General features: G+C 63.4%; 16 protein-coding genes. 7 read left to right on the forward strand and 9 right to left on the reverse strand.

Annotated features, from left to right (window positions below; all coding sequences use genetic code 11):
* Positions 1-6: 6 nt before the first annotated feature.
* Positions 7-1,494, forward strand: coding sequence for a UxaA family hydrolase (locus tag WCL58_RS11965; RefSeq protein ID WP_193158428.1), 1,488 nt, complete (start codon positions 7-9; stop codon positions 1,492-1,494).
* 52 nt (positions 1,495-1,546) lie between these two features.
* Here the strand turns inward: WCL58_RS11965 and sstT are convergent, their stop codons facing one another.
* From sstT to WCL58_RS11990, 5 genes are all read right to left on the reverse strand, one after another.
* Positions 1,547-2,782, reverse strand: a complete 1,236-nt coding sequence (sstT, locus tag WCL58_RS11970; RefSeq protein WP_336851187.1) for a serine/threonine transporter SstT — start codon at positions 2,780-2,782, stop codon at positions 1,547-1,549.
* Between the two features lie 262 nt (positions 2,783-3,044).
* Complete coding sequence (locus WCL58_RS11975) at positions 3,045-4,013, reverse strand: TerC family protein (protein ID WP_060424713.1); 969 nt, start codon at positions 4,011-4,013, stop codon at positions 3,045-3,047.
* Between the two features lie 252 nt (positions 4,014-4,265).
* Positions 4,266-4,997, reverse strand: coding sequence for a glutamine amidotransferase (locus WCL58_RS11980; protein ID WP_060424716.1), 732 nt, complete (start codon positions 4,995-4,997; stop codon positions 4,266-4,268).
* A 1-nt stretch (position 4,998) separates the two neighbouring features.
* On the reverse strand, positions 4,999-5,979 hold the full coding sequence (locus tag WCL58_RS11985; protein ID WP_060424718.1) for a Gfo/Idh/MocA family protein: 981 nt from the start codon (positions 5,977-5,979) through the stop codon (positions 4,999-5,001).
* Positions 5,980-6,029: 50 nt separating this feature from the next.
* Positions 6,030-6,536 (reverse strand): M48 metallopeptidase family protein, encoded by a 507-nt coding sequence (locus tag WCL58_RS11990; RefSeq protein WP_004937154.1) that lies wholly within the window; start codon positions 6,534-6,536, stop codon positions 6,030-6,032.
* Positions 6,537-6,685: 149 nt separating this feature from the next.
* Between WCL58_RS11990 and rlmG the strand changes: the two genes are divergently transcribed.
* Positions 6,686-7,825: a 23S rRNA (guanine(1835)-N(2))-methyltransferase RlmG gene (gene rlmG / locus WCL58_RS11995; RefSeq protein WP_084827511.1), complete on the forward strand. Its 1,140-nt coding sequence runs from the start codon at positions 6,686-6,688 to the stop codon at positions 7,823-7,825.
* A gap of 34 nt (positions 7,826-7,859) precedes the next feature.
* Here the strand turns inward: rlmG and WCL58_RS12000 are convergent, their stop codons facing one another.
* A complete protein-coding gene (locus tag WCL58_RS12000) occupies positions 7,860-9,881 on the reverse strand; it encodes an oxidoreductase (protein ID WP_060424720.1) in 2,022 nt (673 codons plus the stop codon).
* Positions 9,882-10,305: 424 nt separating this feature from the next.
* Between WCL58_RS12000 and WCL58_RS12005 the strand changes: the two genes are divergently transcribed.
* Complete coding sequence (locus tag WCL58_RS12005) at positions 10,306-11,925, forward strand: ABC-F family ATP-binding cassette domain-containing protein (protein WP_141960312.1); 1,620 nt, start codon at positions 10,306-10,308, stop codon at positions 11,923-11,925.
* Between the two features lie 15 nt (positions 11,926-11,940).
* Here the strand turns inward: WCL58_RS12005 and pdxR are convergent, their stop codons facing one another.
* Positions 11,941-13,431: a MocR-like pyridoxine biosynthesis transcription factor PdxR gene (gene pdxR / locus WCL58_RS12010; RefSeq protein ID WP_060440999.1), complete on the reverse strand. Its 1,491-nt coding sequence runs from the start codon at positions 13,429-13,431 to the stop codon at positions 11,941-11,943.
* A 121-nt stretch (positions 13,432-13,552) separates the two neighbouring features.
* Here pdxR and WCL58_RS12015 point away from each other — a divergent pair, with 121 nt between their 5' ends.
* From WCL58_RS12015 to WCL58_RS12025, 3 genes are read left to right on the forward strand one after another with little or no spacing between them, the layout of a single operon-like run.
* Positions 13,553-14,818 carry a 4-aminobutyrate--2-oxoglutarate transaminase gene (locus WCL58_RS12015; RefSeq protein ID WP_084827513.1) on the forward strand — a complete coding sequence of 422 codons (1,266 nt, stop codon included), beginning with the start codon at positions 13,553-13,555 and terminating at the stop codon, positions 14,816-14,818.
* A gap of 12 nt (positions 14,819-14,830) precedes the next feature.
* A complete protein-coding gene (locus tag WCL58_RS12020; RefSeq protein ID WP_336851192.1) occupies positions 14,831-16,285 on the forward strand; it encodes an NAD-dependent succinate-semialdehyde dehydrogenase in 1,455 nt (484 codons plus the stop codon).
* A 58-nt stretch (positions 16,286-16,343) separates the two neighbouring features.
* Positions 16,344-17,585, forward strand: a complete 1,242-nt coding sequence (locus WCL58_RS12025; RefSeq protein WP_043142048.1) for an aromatic amino acid transport family protein — start codon at positions 16,344-16,346, stop codon at positions 17,583-17,585.
* 73 nt (positions 17,586-17,658) lie between these two features.
* On the opposite strand, the gene yfcF is transcribed toward WCL58_RS12025, so the two are convergent.
* A complete protein-coding gene (gene yfcF / locus WCL58_RS12030; protein WP_033644542.1) occupies positions 17,659-18,294 on the reverse strand; it encodes a glutathione transferase in 636 nt (211 codons plus the stop codon).
* Between the two features lie 171 nt (positions 18,295-18,465).
* Between yfcF and WCL58_RS12035 the strand changes: the two genes are divergently transcribed.
* The gene (locus tag WCL58_RS12035; RefSeq protein ID WP_060441001.1) at positions 18,466-19,182 is read left to right on the forward strand and encodes an HPP family protein; all 717 of its coding nucleotides are present in this window, start codon (positions 18,466-18,468) and stop codon (positions 19,180-19,182) included.
* Here WCL58_RS12035 and aac(6') read toward each other — a convergent pair whose 3' ends face one another.
* On the reverse strand, positions 19,183-19,623 hold the full coding sequence (aac(6'), locus tag WCL58_RS12040) for an aminoglycoside 6'-N-acetyltransferase (RefSeq protein ID WP_060422871.1): 441 nt from the start codon (positions 19,621-19,623) through the stop codon (positions 19,183-19,185).
* Positions 19,624-19,695 lie beyond the last annotated feature (72 nt).

Here is a 19,695-nt window from a genome sequence, read left to right on the forward strand (position 1 = left end):
CGGTTTATGCAAAGTACGATAAAGATTCACGAGCAGGATAACGTGGCGGTAGCGCTGCGCGACCTGGCCGCCGGAGACACGGTTGAGCTGGCAGGCGTAGCCGTTCCGCTGGTGCAGCCGGTGGCGCGCGGGCACAAGTTTGCGCTCGGCCCGATCGCCGAGGGCGAGGACATCATCAAATATGGCCAGCCGATCGGCCACGCGCTCGTGGCCATCGGCCCTGGTGAGCATATTCATTCGCAAAACGCCAAAACCAACCTGAGCGATCTGGACAGCTACCGTTACCAGCCGCAGTTCCCGACGTTGCCGCCGCAGGCGGCGGATCGCGAGGTGCAGCTGTACCGCCGGGCCGGCGGCGACGTGGGGATCCGTAACGAACTGTGGATCGTGCCGACCGTCGGCTGCGTCAACGGCATCGCCCGCCAGATCCAGCAGCGCTTTTTGCAGCAAACGCAGGCGGAGGGGATCGACGGCGTGCATCTGTTCAGCCATCCGTTCGGCTGCTCGCAGCTGGGGCAGGATCATGCCAACACCCGCATCATGCTGCAGAACATGGCGCGCCATCCCAACGCCGGCGCGGTGCTGGTGATCGGGCTGGGGTGCGAGAACAATCAGGTGGATGCTTTTCGCGCCACGCTGGGGATGGCGGACGAGCGGCGGCTGCGCTTTATGGTGTGCCAACAGCAGGACGACGAGGTGGAGGCCGGGCTGGCGCTGTTGCACGAGCTGTACCGGGAGATGCGCCACGATCGCCGCGAGCCGGGCCGCCTGAGCGAGCTGAAGTTCGGCCTGGAGTGCGGCGGTTCGGACGGATTGTCGGGCATCACCGCCAACCCGTTGCTGGGGCGCTTTTCCGATTATGTGATCGCCAACGGCGGCACCACGGTGCTGACCGAAGTGCCGGAGATGTTCGGCGCCGAGCGCATTCTGATGAGCCGTTGCCGCGACGGGGAGACCTTCGACAAAACCGTCGACATGATCAACGATTTCAAACGCTATTTCATCGCCCATCAACAGCCGATATACGAGAACCCATCGCCGGGCAATAAGGCCGGCGGCATTACCACGCTGGAAGAGAAATCGCTCGGCTGCACCCAAAAAGCGGGCCTGAGCCAGGTGGTGGACGTGCTGAAGTACGGTGAGCGGCTGCGCGTGCCGGGGCTGAATCTGCTCAGCGCGCCGGGCAACGATGCGGTGGCGACCAGCGCGCTGGCCGGTGCCGGCTGCCATATGGTGCTGTTCAGCACCGGGCGCGGCACGCCATACGGCGGCTTTGTGCCGACGGTGAAGCTGGCCACCAACAGCGAGCTGGCGGCGAAGAAACCGCATTGGATCGATTTCGACGCCGGCGGCCTGATCCACGGCGTGGCGATGGAGACCTTGCTCGGCCGCTTCGTCGATCTGATCGTCGAGATCGCCAACGGCCGCCCGGCGCGCAATGAAGCCAACGATTTCCGCGAGCTGGCGATCTTTAAAAGCGGGGTGACGCTCTAACGCTGACAAAAAAAGCGCTCGAGGGAGCGCCTTTTTATGAAGCAACTTGCGCTTAACGCACCTTCAGCGGGTCTTCGTTCGCCAGCCGTTGATCTTCCGCCTGGCAGGCCGCGGCGGTGAACAGCACGTCGGTGGAGGAGTTGAGGGCGGTTTCCGCCGAATCCTGCAGCACGCCGATAATAAAGCCGACCGCCACCACCTGCATCGCCACGTCGTTCGGAATGCCGAACATGTTGCACGCCAACGGGATCAGCAGCAGCGAGCCGCCGGCCACGCCGGAGGCCCCGCAGGCGCACAGGGCGGCCACCACGCTCAGCAGCAGAGCGGTCGGGACGTCCACCGCGATGCCCAGCGTGTTCACCGCCGCCAGCGTCAGCACGGTGATGGTGATCGCCGCGCCGGCCATGTTGATGGTGGCGCCCAGCGGAATGGAAACCGAGTAGGTGTCCTCATTCAGATTCAGCTTCTTGCACAGCTCCATGTTCACCGGGATGTTGGCGGCGGAGCTGCGGGTGAAGAAGGCGGTCACGCCGCTCTCGCGCAGGCAGGCGAACACCAACGGATACGGGTTGCGGCGGATTTTCCAGTAAACGATCAGCGGGTTGAGCACCAGCGCCACCAGCAGCATGCAGCCGAGCAGCACCATCAGCAACTGGGCGTAGCCCCACAGCACGCCGAAGCCGGTTTCCGCCAGCGTGGAAGCCACCAGGCCGAAGATGCCGAGCGGCGCACAGCGGATCACCGCGCGCACCACCAGCGTAACCGCATGGGACATGTCGTTGATCAGCCCTTTAGTGGTTTCGGAAGCGTGGCGCAGCGCCAGCCCCAGCCCGACGGCCCACGCCAGAATACCGATGTAGTTGGCGTTAATCAGCGCATGGAACGGGTTGGCCACCACGCTCATCAACAGACCCTTCATCACCTCCACAATGCCGCCCGGCGGGGTAATGTCCGTCGCGCCGGTGGTCAGCGCCAGCGTGGAAGGGAAGATAAAGCTGACGACGACCGCCACCAGCGCGGCGGCAAAGGTGCCCAGCAGGTAGAGGAACAGGATCGGGCGAATGTTGGTCTTCTGCCCCTGTTTATGGTTGGCGATCGAGGCCATCACCAGAATCAGCACCAGCACCGGCGCCACCGCTTTCAGCGCGCCGACGAACAGGGTACCGAGCAGGCCGACGGCGGAAGCCGCCGCCGGCGAAACCAGGGCCACCAGAATGCCGGCCACCAGGCCGACCATGATTTGTTTGACCAGGCTACCCTGCGTGATCCTTTGTAATAGTTTTTGCATAGTGCTTTCTTCCTGATGTTATCTGGCCGCCGCGGCGGGAACGACGCCGGGTAGCTTTATATGATTCTGTAACTAAGTGTGTTTGCCGAATCAGTATTCAGCAATCGAATGATGTTGGAAAGAGGCGGGGATGAAATTCTGAGCGCGGATCAACACTTGATAACATACTGGTTACATTTGTGTGATCGCAATAACGTTTGGCGTTTTGGGGGAATTGCCAAACAATCGCGGGGCGACTAGCGCCCCGGATAACAGATTGTGGTTATTTCTTCGCCAGGCGATCGTTACGGCGATTGACCCAGGCGTTGATCAGCAAGGTAAGCGTCAGGATGCCTGCCACCACGCCGAGCGACACGCCGATCGGGATGTGGAAGAAGTCGATAATCAGCATCTTGATGCCGATAAACACCAGAATCACCGACAGGCCATATTTCAGCATCGAGAAACGCTCCGCCACGTTGGCCAGCAGGAAGTACATGGCGCGCAGGCCCATGATGGCGAACAGGTTAGAGGTCAGGACAATGAACGGATCGGTGGTCACGGCGAAGATCGCCGGAATGCTGTCCACCGCGAAGATCACGTCGCTCAGCTCGACCAGGATCAGCACCAGCACCAGCGGGGTGGCGAACAGGATGCCGTTGCGGCGCACGAAGAAGCGCTCGCCTTCCAGGCTGTCGGTCATGCGCAGGTGGCTGCGCAGCCATTTCACCAGCGGCTTGTCGCCGATCGCCGAGTCATCTTCCTTCGCCAGCGCCATCTTGATACCGGTGAACAGCAGGAAGGCGCCGAACAGATACAGCAGCCACTGGAACTGGCTGACCAGCCAGCTGCCGGCGAAGATCATGATGGTACGCAGCACGATCGCGCCCAGTACGCCGTAGATCAGCACCCGCCGCTGCAGGTTGGCCGGCACGGCGAAGTAGCTGAACAGCATCAGCCAGACGAACACGTTATCCACCGCCAGCGCTTTTTCGATCAGGTAGCCGGTCAGGAAGGCCAGCGCCTGGGTATCGGCGACGGCGCGCCCGGCGGTTTCATTCAGGTAGTACCAGAAACCGAAATTGAACAGCAGGGAGAGGCTGACCCACACCAGCGACCAGCTGGCGGCCTGCTTCAGGGTCATGGTGTGCGCGCCTTTACGGCCCTGCAACAGGAGGTCGATTGCGAGCATCACGACTATGACGGCGGCGAAGCTGCCCCATAACCACGGTGTGCCAACGGAATTCATCATCAGAGGTATCCTTCAAAAACAAAAACGGCCAACGTCGGAAGACGCCAGCCGCTCTGTGAACGCTGCAAGCAAACCTCGCCTTCCGGCAAGGTCTCACTTACAACGTTGATGAAGGTGGTTACACCTTTGACATCAGGTTGCCCGGTAACCGGATGCTTGCGCATCGTAATGACGATTGACCGGCAATGAAGTTACTCCCCTTTGCAGAGCAGAAAGTAATGCAAAATGTGTCGGCGGTCAACGTGAATCGCGTTAGCCGGCCATCGCTTTTTGCGCGCCGAGACTGACGACGAATCCCTGCAGCAGCAGGCGGCTGAACGGCGTGTCGCTAACCTGTTGTTGTTGCTGTTGATAGCGGGCTTGCTGCTCGGGATGCAGTTCGCCGAGCCACTGCAGATACTGGCTCATCACCGCGCCGTTGAATTCCGGATGGAACTGGGTGGTCAGGGCGTGATCGCCATAGCGCAGGATCTGGTGCGCGTCCTGCTGCGAACGCGCCAGCGTCTGCGCGCCGGCGGGCGGCGTCAGCACGCTCTGCGAATGGATAAGGTTGGCCTTGAAACGCGGCGGCAGCAGGGTGAGGCGCCGGTCTTCGGCTGCGGCGGGCAGCAGTTCGATCTCCAGCGTACCCACCTCCATGCCCTGCGGGTGATAGCCCACTTCGCCGCCGAGCGCGTAGGCCAGCAGCTGGTGGCCGTAGCAGACGCCGAACAGCGGCAGTTTGATCGCCATCGCCTGACGCAGCCATTCGGCGGCTTCCTCGCTCCACGGCAGCTGTTCGGTCACCATCGCCGGCGATCCGGTGATGACTACGCCGCAATAGGCGGCCGGCGGCAACGGCCGTTCGCCGGCGGGAAGATGCACGATGTGCGCGCGTTCGGCGTCGATGTTGCCCTGTTGCAGGAACATACCTTCAAAGTTGGCCAGTTCCTGGCGAATGGCCTGCGGCGCGTCGCCGGTTTGCATCACGAGCAGCGGTTTCATCTCATGCTCCGTCGGCGGGGAAGACGACGCCGGTCTGGCGGCGGATGTCGGTCAGCAGGCGGGCGACGATCAGCGAATTCTCCAGCCCCGGGTGTTCCACCTGATGCTTCTCAATCAGCTCGGCGAAGGCCAGCGCTTCATACAGCATGGTATTGATGTGCTGTGTCTGGCTCAGATCCTGGCGGTTGCCGCCGCGCGGCGTCAGCGCCACGCCCTGACACTCGGAAATCTTGTCGATAATCAGCGTGCCTTCTTCCCCCTGGATCTCGCTGGGGATTGCCGAGTCGCTGACCTTGGAATGGGAAAGCGTGACGTCGAAATCGCCGTAGTTCAGACAGACGGTGCCGTGGGCATCCACGCCGGTATCCAGCAGCGTGGCGCTGGCCAGCACCGACTGCGGCGCGCCGAACAGCGCTACCGCGCTGGCCAGGCAGTAGTAGCCGATGTCCATGATCGAGCCGTTGGAGAACTGGGGGTTAAAGGTGTTGGGGTTCTCGCCGGCGAGATAGCGCGGGTAGCGCGAAGAGTATTGGCAGTAGTTGATAAAGGCTTTGCGCAGCCGGCCGACTTTCGGCAATGCCTGCTGCAGCGCCAGGAAATTCGGCAAGTAGGCGCTTTTGAACGCTTCGAACAGCACCACCTGATTTTCCCGCGCGCAGGCTACCAGCTGTTCCGCTTCGCGCTGGTTGGAGGCCAGCGGCTTTTCGCAGATCACGTGTTTTTTATGGCGCAGGAACAGCAGCGATTGCGGGCAGTGCAGGGAATTGGGGCTGGCGATATACACCGCGTCTATGGCGTCAGACTGTGCCATCGCCTCGAGCGAGTCGAAAAACTGCGTGACCTGATAGTTGGCGCCAAATGCCTGCGCCTGGTCCAGCGAGCGTGAATACACGGCGCTCAGCTTGAGTTTGCCGCTTTCATGGGCGGCATCGATAAAACGTTCCGTAATCCAGTTGGTGCCGACGACGGCAAAGCGAATCATGGCGAGCTCCGGTCCAGGCCTAAAACCGCAGATTATCACGCCCTCACTCGCTATGCATACAGCTCGCCGAACAGCGAAAGGTGCGTCAGATACAGCCGGGTATCGAACTCCAGCTGGTGGTAATCCGGCTCCATATGGCAGCACAGGCTGTAGAACGCCTTGTTGTGATCTTTCTCTTTCAGGTGCGCCAGCTCATGCACCACGATCATGCGCAGGAAGGGTTCGGGCGCCACCTTGAACACCGTCGCCACGCGGATTTCCGCCTTGGCCTTCAGCTTGCCGCCCTGCACGCGCGAGATGGCGGTATGCAGGCCAAGCGCGTGCTTCATGACGTGGATCTTGCTGTCGTAGGCCACCTTGCTCAGCGGCTGGGCGTTGCGCAGATACTGGTTTTTCAGATCGACGGTAAACTGATACAGCGACTTGTCGGTAGTACAGTCGTGCACCTGCGGATAGCGCTGCAGCAGCACGTCTCCCAGCCGATTCTGATGGATCAGTTGCTGCACCTGGCTTTGCAGATGCGTTGGGTAGCCTTGCAGGTAGGTCAATTCAGACATTCTTGTTCCGTATCAACGGCCATTCAGCCGGTCATTCTATGCTGTTTTTTCGCTCAAATCCTGACATACGCAATTTATCCGAAAAAACATTTTACTGACGGGCGTTTTTAGGGGATAAACAGCCCAAATTTTATCAGTCAGGAGGGGCAATGAGCCAACTCGATCTGGGAACACAGCAACTTGAGCTGGAGCGTTATCCCCAACAGGAAGAATCCACCCAACTGCAGGCGTGGGAAGCAGCGGACGAATATCTGCTGCAACAGCTTGAAAACGTAGATATCGGCGGCCGTCCGGTGCTGATTTTCAACGATAACTTCGGCACCCTGGCCTGTGCGCTGCACGCGCATCGTCCTTACAGCGTCAGCGACTCGTACATGAGCCAGCTGGCGACGCGCCACAACCTGAAGCTCAACGGTCTGGATCCCGAGCAGGTCACGCTGTTGGACAGCCTGGCCGAGCTGCCGGCGGCGCCGGCGGTGGTGCTGATTCGCGTGCCGAAGGCGCTGGCTCTGCTGGAGCAGCAGCTGCGCGCGCTGCGCCACGTTGTGACCGAAGACACGCTGATCGTCGCCGGCGCCAAGGCGCGCGACGTGCATACCTCGACGATGCAGCTGTTTGAAAAGGTGCTGGGCCCGACGCGCACCAGCCTGGCGTGGAAGAAAGCGCGCCTGATCTTCTGCCAGGCGGCGGACATCGTCCCACCGGCGGCGGCGGAAACCACCAACTGGACGCTGGACGGCACCGATTGGCTGATCCACAACCACGCCAACGTCTTCTCGCGTGGCAGCCTGGATATCGGCGCGCGCCTGTTCCTGGATCATCTGCCGCGTGGCCTGAACGGCCATATCATCGATCTGGGCTGCGGCAACGGCGTGATTGGCCTGGCGGCGCTGGCGCAAAACCCGGAAGCGCAGATGACCTTCGTCGATGAATCTTACATGGCGGTGGCTTCCAGCGAGCTGAACGTGGAGCACAACCTGCCGCAAGAGCTGGATCGCTGTCAGTTTGAGGTGAACAACGCGCTGGCGGGCATCGAGCGCGAAAGCGTGCAGGCGGTGCTGTGTAACCCGCCGTTCCACCAGCAGCATGCCATTACCGATCACACCGCCTGGCAGATGTTCTGCGACGCCAAGCGCTGCCTGCAGGTAGGCGGCGAGTTACGCATCGTCGGCAACCGCCACCTCGACTATCATCAGAAGCTCAAGCGTCTGTTCGGCAACTGCACGCTGGTGGCCTCGAACAAGAAGTTCGTGATCTTGAGAGCGGTTAAATCCGGCGCGCGTCGCTGAGCGTGATGACCAAGGGGCGCTGTGCGCCCCTTTTTTACAGCGCCATCGCCAGCCGCGTACCCTGATCGATCGCGCGGCGGGCGTCCAGCTCGGCGGCCACGTCGGCGCCGCCGATCAGATGCACGATTTTCCCCATCGCCTGCAGCGGCTGCTGCAGCTCGCGGCGTGGTTCCTGCCCGGCGCAGATGACCACCGTGTCTACCGGCAGGCAGCTGTCCTGCTCGGCGCGGGTGATGTGCAGCCCTTCGTCGTCGATCAGCCGATAGCTGACGCTGTTGAGCATTTTCACGCCGCGCATCGCCAGGCTGGCGCGGTGGATCCAACCAGTGGTTTTCCCCAGGCCTTCGCCCACTTTGCTGGTTTTGCGCTGCAGCAGATAGATTTGCCGCGCGGCGCGTGGCGCCTGAGGGCCTTGCGCCGCCAGCCCGCCGCGCTGCTCAAGGCGGCCGTCAATGCCCCATTCGCGGTTGAATTCCGCCTGATCCTGGCTGCTGGACACGCCGTGCTGGCTGAGGTACTCGGCGGTGTCGAAGCCGATGCCGCCGGCGCCGACGATCGCCACCCGCTGGCCGACCGGTTTTTTATCGCGCAGCACGTCCAGATAGCTCAGCACCTTGGCGTGGCCGATGCCGGGGATGTCCGGGGTGCGCGGCAAGATGCCGCAGGCGAGGATCACTTCGTCGAATTCGCTTAAATCCGCCGCCTCGACCTTGACGCCCAGCCTGACCGTCACTTCGCGCAGCGCCAGCTGGCGGCGGAAGTAACGCAGGGTTTCATGGAATTCTTCCTTGCCGGGGATCTGCTTGGCGATGTTGAACTGGCCGCCGATCTGATCGGCCGCGTCGAACAGCGTCACCTGATGGCCGCGGCTGGCGGCAGTGGTGGCGAAGGCCAGCCCGGCGGGGCCGGCGCCGATCACCGCCAGCTTTTTCGGTTTCTCCGCCATCGTCAACGGCATTTCGGTTTCGCGGCAGGCGCGCGGGTTGACCAGGCAAGACGTCAGCTTGCCTTCAAAAATCTGGTCGAGACAGGCCTGGTTGCAACCGATGCAGGTATTGATCTCGTCGGCGCGTCCCTCGGCGGCTTTCTGCACAAAGGCGGCGTCGGCGAGGAACGGGCGCGCCATCGACACCATGTCGGCACAGCCGTCCGCCAGCACCTGCTCGGCCACCGCCGGATCGTTGATGCGGTTAGTGGTGATCAGCGGAATACCCACCTTGCCCATCAGCTTGCGGGTCACCCAGCTGAACCCGGCGCGCGGCACCATGGTGGCGATGGTCGGGATGCGCGCCTCGTGCCAGCCGATGCCGGTATTGATGATCGTGGCGCCCGCCTGTTCGACCGCCAGCGCCAGCTGTTCAATCTCCTGCCAGCTGGAGCCGTCTTCCACCAGATCGAGCATCGACAGCCGGTAGATCAGAATGAATTCCGCGCCCACCGCCTGGCGCACCGCCCGCACGATCTCGACGGCGAAGCGCATGCGGTTGGTGAAGCTGCCGCCCCAGCGATCGTCGCGCTGGTTGGTGCGCGCCGCCAAAAATTGGTTGATCAGGTAGCCTTCGGAACCCATCACCTCAACGCCGTCGTAGCCGGCCTGTTGCGCCAGCGCCGCGCAGCGGGCGAAGTCGGCGATGGTCTGCTCGATCTCCGCTTCATTCAGCGCGCTTGGCGCGAAGGGATTGATCGGCGCCTGCAGCGCGGAAGGGCCCACCGGGTGCGGCTGATAGCTGTAGCGGCCGGCATGCAGGATCTGCAGCGCTATCTTGCCGCCCGCGCGATGAACGGCCTCGGTGACCGGCCGATGGTGAGGCAACTGCGCCTCGCTGTTGAGGGTGGAGCCGCCGCGATACACCACGCCTTTGTCGTTGGGCGCGATGCCGCCGGTGACGATCAGGGCCACGCCGGCGGCGGCGCGCTCGGCATAGAACGCGGCCAGGCGCTGCGGGCCGTCAGGCAGCTCTTCCAGGCCGGTATGCATCGATCCCATCAGCACCCGGTTTTTCAGGGTGGTGAAGCCGAGATCCAGCGGTGCCAGCAGGTGAGGGTAATTGCTCATTGCACTCTCCATCGTTCATCCCCCGCCTCTTTCAACCTGCAGCGTTGTTGCCTGCGTTCGCTCGCCCCAGTCACTTACTTGAGTAAGCTCCTGGGAACGCCCGAACTTGCCGCCTAGCTGCAGGTTGAAAGCGATTGGGGATGAGCATCTGTTATTATTATGTGAACACAAGTGGTCGGATGAGATAAATCTAGCCGTTGTCGCGCCGCTTGGGAATCTGCGTTGTGCCGAATGTGATAGACGTCATGAATCTCAGGCACCGTTTGCATAACGAACAAAAGATCGGTTAACCTTTGCGCGTTGTAAATTCCTTCTCTCTGCGGAGCCATAACCGAAAATGAACAACCACACCTGCTGATATCGGGTCCCACGCTGTGCGCACCCGCGCCCTGTGGGGATGTTTTGATCTCATTCAGGAGTGCTTATGGCTCATTTTGCGCAGTCCCCTTATTTCGTTTTACATCAACTGACCTGCCAATTTGCTGACGGCGAAACGCTGTTCGGCCCGCTGGATCTCGCTTTCGATCGGTCGCGCTGCGGCCTGGTGGGGCGCAACGGCGCCGGCAAAACCCAGCTGCTGCGCCTGATCGCCGGGCGGGATCGGCCGGGCAACGGGCATGTCGAATCCCATGCCGCATTGGCTTACGTTGCGCAGCAGCCGGAGATCGCGGCGAACACCACGCTGGCGCAGCTGCTGGGCTACGGCGAGGTCTTCGCCGCGCTGGCGCGCATCGAGCAGGGGCGGCCGTTGGCGGACGACATCGATCGTCTGGAAGGGCGCTGGGATCTCAACGATCGCCTGCAAAGCGCCTTCGCCGCCGCCGGGTTGCCGGCCTTCGATCCGCTGCGAGCCGCAAGTTCACTGAGCGGTGGCGAACGGATGCGCGCGGCGCTGTGCGGTGCTTTTCTGGGGGAGACGGATTATCTGCTGCTGGACGAACCGACCAACCACCTCGACAGCGCCGGGCGCGCCTGGCTGTATCAGCAGTTGGATCAGTGGCGCGGCGGGCTGCTTATCGCCAGCCATGACCGGCAGCTGCTGGGGCGTATGGAGCGCATCGTCGAACTGACGCCCGGCGCGCTGCGCAGCTACGGCGGCAACTACGACGACTACCGGCGCCAGCGCGACGCGGAGCAGCAGGCGGCGCGCGCCGATCTGGAACATGCGCGCGAGGAGCGCCGCCGCACCCGCGCCCGTCAGCAGAAAGAGCACGACATGAGCCAGCGGCGCTCGGCGCAAACGCTGCGCGTCGTCGATACGCTGAACATCGCCTCCTTCGAACGGGTGGCCTACAAATCGGCGGCGAAGGAGAGCCTCGGCACGCTGCGCAAACAGCATCAGGACCAGCGCGACAGCCTCGATGCGGCGGTGCGCGAGGCCTATCAGCGGGTGGAGGACGAGCAACCGGTGTTGCTGGCGCTGCCGGGCAGCGAGGTGAGCGCGAACAAGCAGGTGCTGGTGCTCGAGCAGCTGCAGCTGCCGTTCGTCAGCGCGCCGCCGCTGGATCTGCGTATCGACGGCCCGATGCGCGTGGCGTTGACCGGCCCCAACGGCTGCGGCAAATCCACCTTGCTGAAAACCGTTCTCGGTCAGCTGACGGCGCTTTCCGGCCATTGTCATTGCCCGCTGTCGACGGCCTACCTCGATCAAACCTTGTCGCAGTTCGACCCGAGTCTGTCGGTGATGGACCATCTGGGGCTGCAGGATTCGCCGCTGGCGGAAGGCGCGTTGCGCACCCGGCTGGCGCAGCTGCAGCTTGGTGCGGATCGCATCGCGCTGCCGCTGGGCTCGCTGAGCGGCGGCGAACGGCTCAAGGCGGCGCTGGCCTGCGCGCTGTGGCGGCGACAACCGGCGCAGCTGCTGTTGCTGGACGAACCGACCAACCACCTGGATCTGGCGTCGTCGCTGGCGATCGAAACCGCCCTGGCGGATTTCCCTGGCGCGATGCTGGTGGTATCGCACGACGAAGACTTCCTGCAGGCGCTGCGGCCGACGCACCGCCTGAACCGGCAGGCGGACGGCTGGCGGCTTCAGGCCTGGTAACGCGCAAAGGCGGCCCTAGGGGGCCGCCTTTTTCATCTCGGGCGCGTTAATGCAGGCCAGCAGTTGGGTGAAGGCCGCGGCCATCTGCTCTTCCGGCACGCAGGCAAACCCCATCAGCAGGCCGCGCCGGCGGTTGGGCAGCATGTAGTAGCGCGACAGCGGCCGCACCAGCACGCCCTGCGCGCCGGCGGCGGCGGCGATCGCCACGTCGTCGGCCTCGTCCGGCAGGTTGAGGATCAGGTGCAATCCGGCGTTGCTGTTGAATTCGCTGAGCGCCTGTTTGCCGAGGTGCTGTTCGATCAATCCGGTCAGGAAGGCACGCCGCCGGGCGTACAGCAACCGCATGCGGCGGATATGTGCGGTGTAGTGTCCTGCCTGAATAAACTCCGCCAGCGCGCTCTGGATCAGGAGGTGCCCGCCGCGGTACAGCTCGGCGTGGGCGGTTTTCAGCGCCTGCACCAGCGGCGGCGGCAACACCACATAGCCGAGGCGCAGCGCCGGGTAGAGCGTTTTGCTGAAGGTGCCGATGTAAATCACCGGCGCGTCGGCCTCCAGCCCTTGCAGCGCCGGGATCGGTTGGCCGGAAAAGCGGAATTCGCTGTCGTAGTCGTCCTCGACGATCCAGCCGCCGGCGTTGCGCGCCAGCGCCAGCAGCCGTTGGCGGCGCGCCAGGCTCATCACCGAGCCGAGCGGATACTGGTGCGACGGGGTCACGAAGATCAGCCGCGGTGGGTTGGTCGGCTGCTCCGGCGGCACCAGCCCGGCTTCGTCCACCGCCAGCGGGCAGATGTTCAGCGCATTGATGCGCAGGATATTGCGGATCCCCCAATAGCCCGGCTCTTCGATCCAGGCGTCATCCCCTGGATTGCACAGCATGCGCGTCACCAGATCGATCGCCTGATGGATGCCCTCGGTGATCAGGATCTGTTCCGGCGAGCAGCGCACCGAGCGCGCCACCCGTAAATACTCCACCAGCGCATGCTGCAGCTCCGGGCTACCGCCCTGATTGCTGTAGGTCAGCCGCTGCGGCGCCGGGCGGCGGCTGAGGCGCGCCTGGATCTTGCTGAACAGCTGATGGGGGAAGGCGTTGACGTCGGGCACGCCGGGAATGAATGCCCCCCACTGTTTGGGGCTGGCGCTGGCGTGGTGCAGCAGCGTGGCGCCGCGCTCCGACAGTTCGACGCGGCGCGGTTGCCCGCTGCCGTCCGCCGGGGCGCTGCCGGTGGAGAGGCAGCTGTCCGGCACCGTGTCGGCGACGAAGGTGCCGCTGCCGGCGCGCGCCAACACGTAACCTTCCGCCAATAGTTGTTCATAAACGGTTAACACGGTGTTGCGGGACAGGCTGAGTTCCTGCGCCAGATCGCGCGAGGCGGGCAGGCGGCTGGAGGGCGGCAGGCTGCCGTCGAGAATGCTGGTGCGGATCGCGTTGTAAAGCCGCTTGTGCAGCTTGTCATCGGGCTGCTCGCCGAGGCGCTGCAGCAACAGATCACCACTCAATGAGCGCAATTGGATCCCTCAATTATTCGTAACTGGCACTCGATTATAGGGCCACATCCTGTGTAAATAAACGGCATTGTTTCACGAATGTGAACGAAACGTGTAACTGGCACCGACCGGAGAAAACAGCATGAAAAACGCAGAATTGAACCAACGCCGTCAGGACGCCACCCCGCGCGGAGTGGGCGTGATGTGTGGTTTTTACGCCGAGCGCGCAGAGAACGCCACGCTGTGGGATGTGGAAGGCAAAGAAGTGATCGATTTCGCCTCGGGGATCGCCGTGCTGAACACCGGCCACCGCCACCCGAAGGTGATCGCCGCGATTGAAAAGCAGCTGCAGGCCTTCACCCACACCGCCTATCAGATCGTTCCTTACGAAAGCTATGTTTCGTTGGCGGAGCGCATCAACCAGCGTGCGCCGATCGCCGGCCCGTGTAAAACCGCCTTCTTCACCACCGGCGCGGAAGCGGTGGAAAACGCGGTGAAGATCGCCCGCGCTTACACCGGCCGGCCGGGGTTGATCACCTTCGGCGGCGGTTTCCACGGCCGCACCTATATGACCATGGCGCTGACCGGCAAAGTGGCGCCTTACAAACTGGGCTTTGGCCCATTCCCCGGCTCGGTGTTCCACGGCCAGTACCCGAACGCGCTGTACGGCGTGACCACCGAAGACGCGATGAACAGCCTGGATCGCCTGTTTAAAGCGGATATCGATCCCAAGCAGGTGGCGGCGATCGTGCTGGAGCCGGTGCAGGGCGAAGGCGGCTTCAACGTGGCGCCGGCCGAGTTCATGCAGGCGCTGCGCGCGCTGTGCGACCAGCACGGCATCCTGCTGATCGCCGACGAAGTGCAGACCGGCTTTGCCCGTACCGGCAAGCTGTTCGCCATGGAGCACTACAGCGTTAAACCGGATCTGATCACCATGGCGAAAAGCCTGGCGGGCGGCATGCCGCTGTCGGCGGTGGCGGGCCGCGCCGAGGTGATGGACGCGCCGGCGCCGGGCGGGCTGGGTGGTACCTATGCCGGTAACCCGTTGGCGGTGGCCGCGGCGCATGCGGTGCTGGATGTGATTGACGAAGAGCAGCTGTGCCAGCGCGCTCAGCGCCTGGGGCAGCACCTGGTGGAAGTGTTGCAGCAGGCGCGCAAAACCAGCCCGGCGATCGCCGATGTGCGCGCGCAAGGCTCGATGGTGGCGGTGGAGTTCAACGATCCGGCTACCGGCAAGCCTTCGGCGGAGATCACCCGTCAGGTGCAGCAGAAGGCGATGGAGGAAGGGCTGTTGCTGCTGAGCTGCGGCGTGAACGGCAACGTGATCCGCTTCCTGTACCCGCTGACCATCCCGGACGATCAGTTCACCAAGGCGATGGGCATCCTGTCTCGCGCGCTGGCCCACTAAGGAGCGAACGGCATGAAATTGAACAATCCCGAGCTGCTGCGCAGCCAGTGTCTGATCAACGGCGAATGGTGCGATGCCCTGAGCGGCAAGCGCGAAGCGGTGATCAACCCGGCCACCGGCGCCGAACTGGCCAGCATTCCGCTGGTCAGCGAAGAGGAAACCCTGCAGGCGATCGCGGCGGCGCAGCGGGCGCAAAACGAGTGGAAACAGCAGACCGCCAAGCAGCGTTCCGCGCTGCTGCTGGCCTGGGCCGACAAGGTGCTGGCCGCACAGGAAGATCTGGCGCAGCTGATGACCGCCGAGCAGGGCAAATCGCTGGCGGAAGCGCGCGGCGAAGTGGCGTACGCCGCGTCGTTCATCACCTGGTTCGCCGAAGAGGCCAAGCGGGTGGACGGCGCGGTATTGCAGGCGCCGCAGGCTTCGCAGCGCCTGGTGGTGGTGAAACAGCCGATCGGTGTGTGTGCGGCCATCACCCCGTGGAACTTCCCGGCGGCGATGATCACCCGCAAGGTGGCGCCGGCGCTGGCGGCCGGTTGCGCCATCATCGTCAAACCGGCTGAGCAAACGCCGTTGACCGCGTTGGCGCTGGCCAAGCTGGCGCAGGACGCCGGTATTCCCGCCGGCGTTTTGCAGGTGGTGACCGGGGAAGCGGCGCAGGTGGGCAAGGTGCTGTGCGACAGCCCGGTGGTGCGCAAGCTGAGCTTTACCGGTTCGACCGAGGTCGGCCGCATCCTGATGGCGCAGTGCGCGCCGAGCATCAAAAAACTGTCGCTGGAGCTGGGCGGTAACGCGCCGGTCATCGTGTTCGACGACGCCAATCTGGACGCGGCAGTGGCGGGCATCATGGCCTCCAAGTTCCGCAACAGCGGCCAGACCTGCGTCTGCGCCAACCGCATCTACGTGCAGGACGGCATCTACGAGCGGCTGGCGGAGAAACTGGTGGCGGCGGTCGAGCAGCTGAAAGTCGGCGACGGCAGCCAGGAAGGCACCACCCAGGGGCCGCTGATCGACAGCGATGCGGTAGCGAAGGTACAGAGCCATATCGACGACGCGTTGATCAAAGGGGCGCAGATCGCCACCGGCGGCCAGCCGCACGCGCTCGGCGGCACTTTCTTCCAGCCGACGGTGGTGACCGGCGTAACGCAGAAGATGCGCTTCGCCAAAGAAGAGACCTTCGGGCCGGTGGCGCCGCTGTTCCGCTTCCATGACGAGGCGGAAGCCATCGCCATGGCCAACGACACCGAATTCGGCCTGGCCGCCTACCTGTTCACGCAGAACGCCGCGCGCCAGTGGCGCGTGCCGGAAGCGCTGGAGTACGGCATGGTCGGCATCAACACCGGGCTGATTTCCAACGAAGTGGCGCCGTTCGGCGGCGTGAAACAGTCAGGGCTCGGGCGTGAAGGATCGCGCTACGGGATAGAAGAATATCTGGAGCTGAAATACCTGTGTATCGATGTGAGCTGTTGAGCGTCAGGACGTTAACCCATCCCGGCGGCCAGCGTCGCCGGGCGATAAAGGATGATGCATGTCTGATAATATCTCTGTTTCTCCGGCGCTTGCCGCCGGGGTGCGAGCACCTGCACCCGCCAAATCGTTAAGTTTCCTCGAAGGGGTGGCGATGATCGTCGGCACCAACATCGGCGCCGGGGTGCTCTCCATCGCCTACGCCTCCAGCAAGGCCGGTTTCCTGCCGCTGCTGTTCTGGCTGGTGCTGGTGGGGAGCCTGACCACCATCACTATGCTGTACGTCGCCGAATCCACGCTGCGCACCCGCGCACATCTGCAGCTGAGCGGGCTGGCGAAGCGCTACGTCGGCGGCCTGGGCGCCTGGCTGATGTTCGCTTCGGTGTGCGTCAACAGCGTTGGGGCGCTTACCGCCTACATGACCGGCAGCGGCAAGCTGCTGCAATCGCTGTTCGGCATCTCGCCGGCGCTGGGCAGCCTGCTGTTCTTCGTGCCCGCCGCCGGCGTGCTGTACCTCGGTTTGAAAGCGATCGGCCGCGGCGAGAAGTTCATCAGCATCGGCATGGTGGTGATGTTGACCGCGCTGGTGGCGGCAACGCTGCTGAAAGACACCACCCAGATGCGCAACCTGCTGGACGGTGACTGGCGCTATATGGTGCCGGTGTTCAACGTGGTGGTGTTCTGCTTCTCGGCGCAGTACATCGTGCCGGAAATGGCGCGCGGCTTTGCCGACAAGCCTGAGCAACTGCCGAAGGCGATCATCGTCGGTATGGTGGTGACCTTCATTTTGCTGGCGGCGGTGCCGATGTCGGTGATCGCGCTCAGCGGGCTGGATGACATCTCCGACGTGGCCACCATCTCCTGGGGCCAGGCGCTGGGGCAGTGGGCGTTCTTCTCCGCCAACATCTTCGCGCTGTGCGCGATGCTGACCTCGTACTGGGGATTGGGCGGCAGCTTCCTGACCAATATTTTCGACAAGTTTAGGCTGGGCAACGACGAGCTGCCGCTGCGCCGCTTCGGCGTGCTGCTGCTGGTGGTAGTGCCGCCGTTCGTGCTGGCCTACAGCGGGCTGGTGTCGTTCGTCAACGCGCTCTACTTCGCCGGGGTGTTCAGCGGGGTGATCCTGTCGATCATGCCGATGCTGATCCTGCGCGGCGCGCGCAAACAGGGCGACCAGACCCCGCGCTGGCAGTGCAACTGGATCACGCACCCGCTGCTGCAGGTCAGCATTGTGCTGCTGTACCTGGCCAGCGCGGTGTACGCCATCGCTTCATTGTTAGGCTATCTGCCCTCTGGATGGTGATTTGCCTTCCCTCAAGCAGTGATGTTGTTTCTCGGCATTGAGAACGGCGGCGTCGTAGCCGCCGATTTTTTTCTCAGGCGCGCCGTTTTTCCGACAACGCCAGCCAGGCCTGCACCGACGGGCGCTGCCACTGCTTGTGCGCATAGTGGCGCACGCGCTCCGGCACCGGGTCGCCGTGCATCACCAGCCGGTTGAGCATCAGCGCCAGATCGGTGTCGGCGATGCACCACTCCCTGAACAGATTGTCCTGCCCGTGGCTCAGCAGCTTTTCCACGGCGGCGATCAGCTTGCGCGCGGCCTCCTGCGCGGCTTCGGACAGCGGCGGGAACTTGCCGTTGTTGAACACCACCTCGGTCGAGCGCTCGGCGCGGATCGGCAACAGATCGCTGCGCAGCCAGGCCTGGATCTCGCGCGCCTTGGCGCGCAGCTTCACGTCGCGCGGATAAACGGCGTGGGCCGGGTGGATGTCTTCCAGGTATTCGGCGATCGCCGAAGACTCCGAGAGCTGAAACTCGCCGATCGCCAGCGTCGGCACCCGGCGGGTGAGCGACAGCGCCGCGTAGGCCGCCTCTTTGTTCTCTTCTTTCGCCAGATCCACCGGCTTCACGGTGAACGGAATGCCTTTTTCCGTCAGCACGACAAAGGCGGACATGGCGTACGGGCTGAAAAATTCACTGTCGGTATAAAGCTCGATGATCGGTTGAGACATCGGCGGTTCCTCGGGGTTAAGGGGGGAACATTCATCATTGACGAGGGGAGGCTAAAAATCAATCTGTTAGCCTAAAAGTTCTTGGGCGGCGCGGTTTACGGCGCCGTGAGTTCCTTCAGGGTGATGTGATATATTTGTTGCCAACACGTGAATTGAGCCGTATTGGGTAACATGAAGACGCAGTGGATAGAACGAGTAAAAGTGGGATGCGCGCGCCTGTGGCCGCACCCGCTGGCGGTGGGGAAGCGAGAGATGCTGATTTCCAGCGTCGGCGCCGGTTTGGGGCTGATGCTCGCCGGCTGGATCAGCCATTTTATTTTGGGCGAGGTGAACCTGTGGTTTATCGCGCCGATGGGCGCCTCGGCGGTGCTGCTGTTCGGCGTGCCCAACAGCCCGCTGGCGCAGCCCTGGTCGATCGTCGGCGGCAATGCGCTGGCGGCGACGGTGGGTGTCAGCGCCGGTCTGCTGATCCCCGATCCGGGCCTGGCCTGCGGCGTTGCGGCGGCGGTGGCCATCGGCCTGATGTTCAAGCTGCGCTGCCTGCATCCTCCGGGTGGCGCGGTGGCGCTGACCGCTATCCTCGGCGGCCCCGGCATTCACCAGATGGGCTACCACTTCGTGCTGTACCCGGTGCTGCTGAACTCGGTGCTGCTGGCGGCGCTGGCCATTCTGTTCAATAACCTGGCCGGGCGACGCTACCCGCACGCGCTGGCGCCAGCGGAGGCCAAACCGGCCAATCTACCGATCGATGCCGTTGCCATCACCCGCGCCGATCTGCACGAGGCACTGATGGAGGGGGATCTGTTCGATATTGACGAGGACGATCTGCAGGAGCTTCTGCTGCGCGCCGAGCAGCTGGCGCATCAGCGGCAAAGCAAGACCGCCTGATCAGCCCAGCGTTTTGCGGTAAAACACCACCCGCTCCGTTTCGGCAAAGCCCAGCGCCGCATGCAGGCGCTGGGAGTCCAGATTGGCGATGTCGGTATCCGACGCCAGCTCGCTGCACCCCTGCTGCTTTGCCCACTCCTGCACCTGCGCGATCAAGCGCGCGGCCCAGCCCTGGCGGCGGGCGCGCTCGACGGTATAAATCCCTTCCAGAAACGCCACCGGCGACGATTCGCAGCCGTTGACGTAATCGTAGCGCAGCGCGACCTCGGCAAAGCCAACGAAAGCGCCGTCCAGCCCCCGCGCCATAAACGCGGTGTGGTGCGGCGAAGCCAATATCTCGCGCATTTCCGCGCGGTGATCTTCAGGCGAGCTGGAGGGCCACAGCGCGGTGCGCAGCGCCAGCCAGGCGTCGAGGTTGTCGTGGTCGCAGTTGACGATCATGCAGGGGCCTTATGAGTCGGAATAAATCAGGAATGCCGAAAGAGAAGTGTGGCACGGCGGCGGAAAACAAAA

The organism is Serratia sp. TMDUHS_CL (assembly GCF_037137105.1).
Taxonomy (GTDB): domain Bacteria; phylum Pseudomonadota; class Gammaproteobacteria; order Enterobacterales; family Enterobacteriaceae; genus Serratia; species Serratia nevei.

Bases quoted from the DNA above. Each gene is read 5' to 3' on its own strand.
- WCL58_RS12020 (WP_336851192.1), top strand. From the start codon at position 14,831: ATGAAATTGAACAATCCCGAGCTGCTGCGCAGCCAGTGTCTGATCAAC.
- rlmG (WP_084827511.1), top strand. From the start codon at position 6,686: ATGAGCCAACTCGATCTGGGAACACAGCAACTTGAGCTGGAGCGTTAT.
- sstT (WP_336851187.1), bottom strand. From the start codon at position 2,782: ATGCAAAAACTATTACAAAGGATCACGCAGGGTAGCCTGGTCAAACAA.
- WCL58_RS12025 (WP_043142048.1), top strand. From the start codon at position 16,344: ATGTCTGATAATATCTCTGTTTCTCCGGCGCTTGCCGCCGGGGTGCGA.
- WCL58_RS12000 (WP_060424720.1), bottom strand. From the start codon at position 9,881: ATGAGCAATTACCCTCACCTGCTGGCACCGCTGGATCTCGGCTTCACC.
- WCL58_RS11975 (WP_060424713.1), bottom strand. From the start codon at position 4,013: ATGATGAATTCCGTTGGCACACCGTGGTTATGGGGCAGCTTCGCCGCC.
- WCL58_RS11980 (WP_060424716.1), bottom strand. From the start codon at position 4,997: ATGAAACCGCTGCTCGTGATGCAAACCGGCGACGCGCCGCAGGCCATT.
- WCL58_RS11990 (WP_004937154.1), bottom strand. From the start codon at position 6,536: ATGTCTGAATTGACCTACCTGCAAGGCTACCCAACGCATCTGCAAAGC.
- yfcF (WP_033644542.1), bottom strand. From the start codon at position 18,294: ATGTCTCAACCGATCATCGAGCTTTATACCGACAGTGAATTTTTCAGC.
- WCL58_RS12035 (WP_060441001.1), top strand. From the start codon at position 18,466: ATGAAGACGCAGTGGATAGAACGAGTAAAAGTGGGATGCGCGCGCCTG.
- WCL58_RS12005 (WP_141960312.1), top strand. From the start codon at position 10,306: ATGGCTCATTTTGCGCAGTCCCCTTATTTCGTTTTACATCAACTGACC.
- WCL58_RS12015 (WP_084827513.1), top strand. From the start codon at position 13,553: ATGAAAAACGCAGAATTGAACCAACGCCGTCAGGACGCCACCCCGCGC.
- WCL58_RS11965 (WP_193158428.1), top strand. From the start codon at position 7: ATGCAAAGTACGATAAAGATTCACGAGCAGGATAACGTGGCGGTAGCG.
- WCL58_RS11985 (WP_060424718.1), bottom strand. From the start codon at position 5,979: ATGATTCGCTTTGCCGTCGTCGGCACCAACTGGATTACGGAACGTTTT.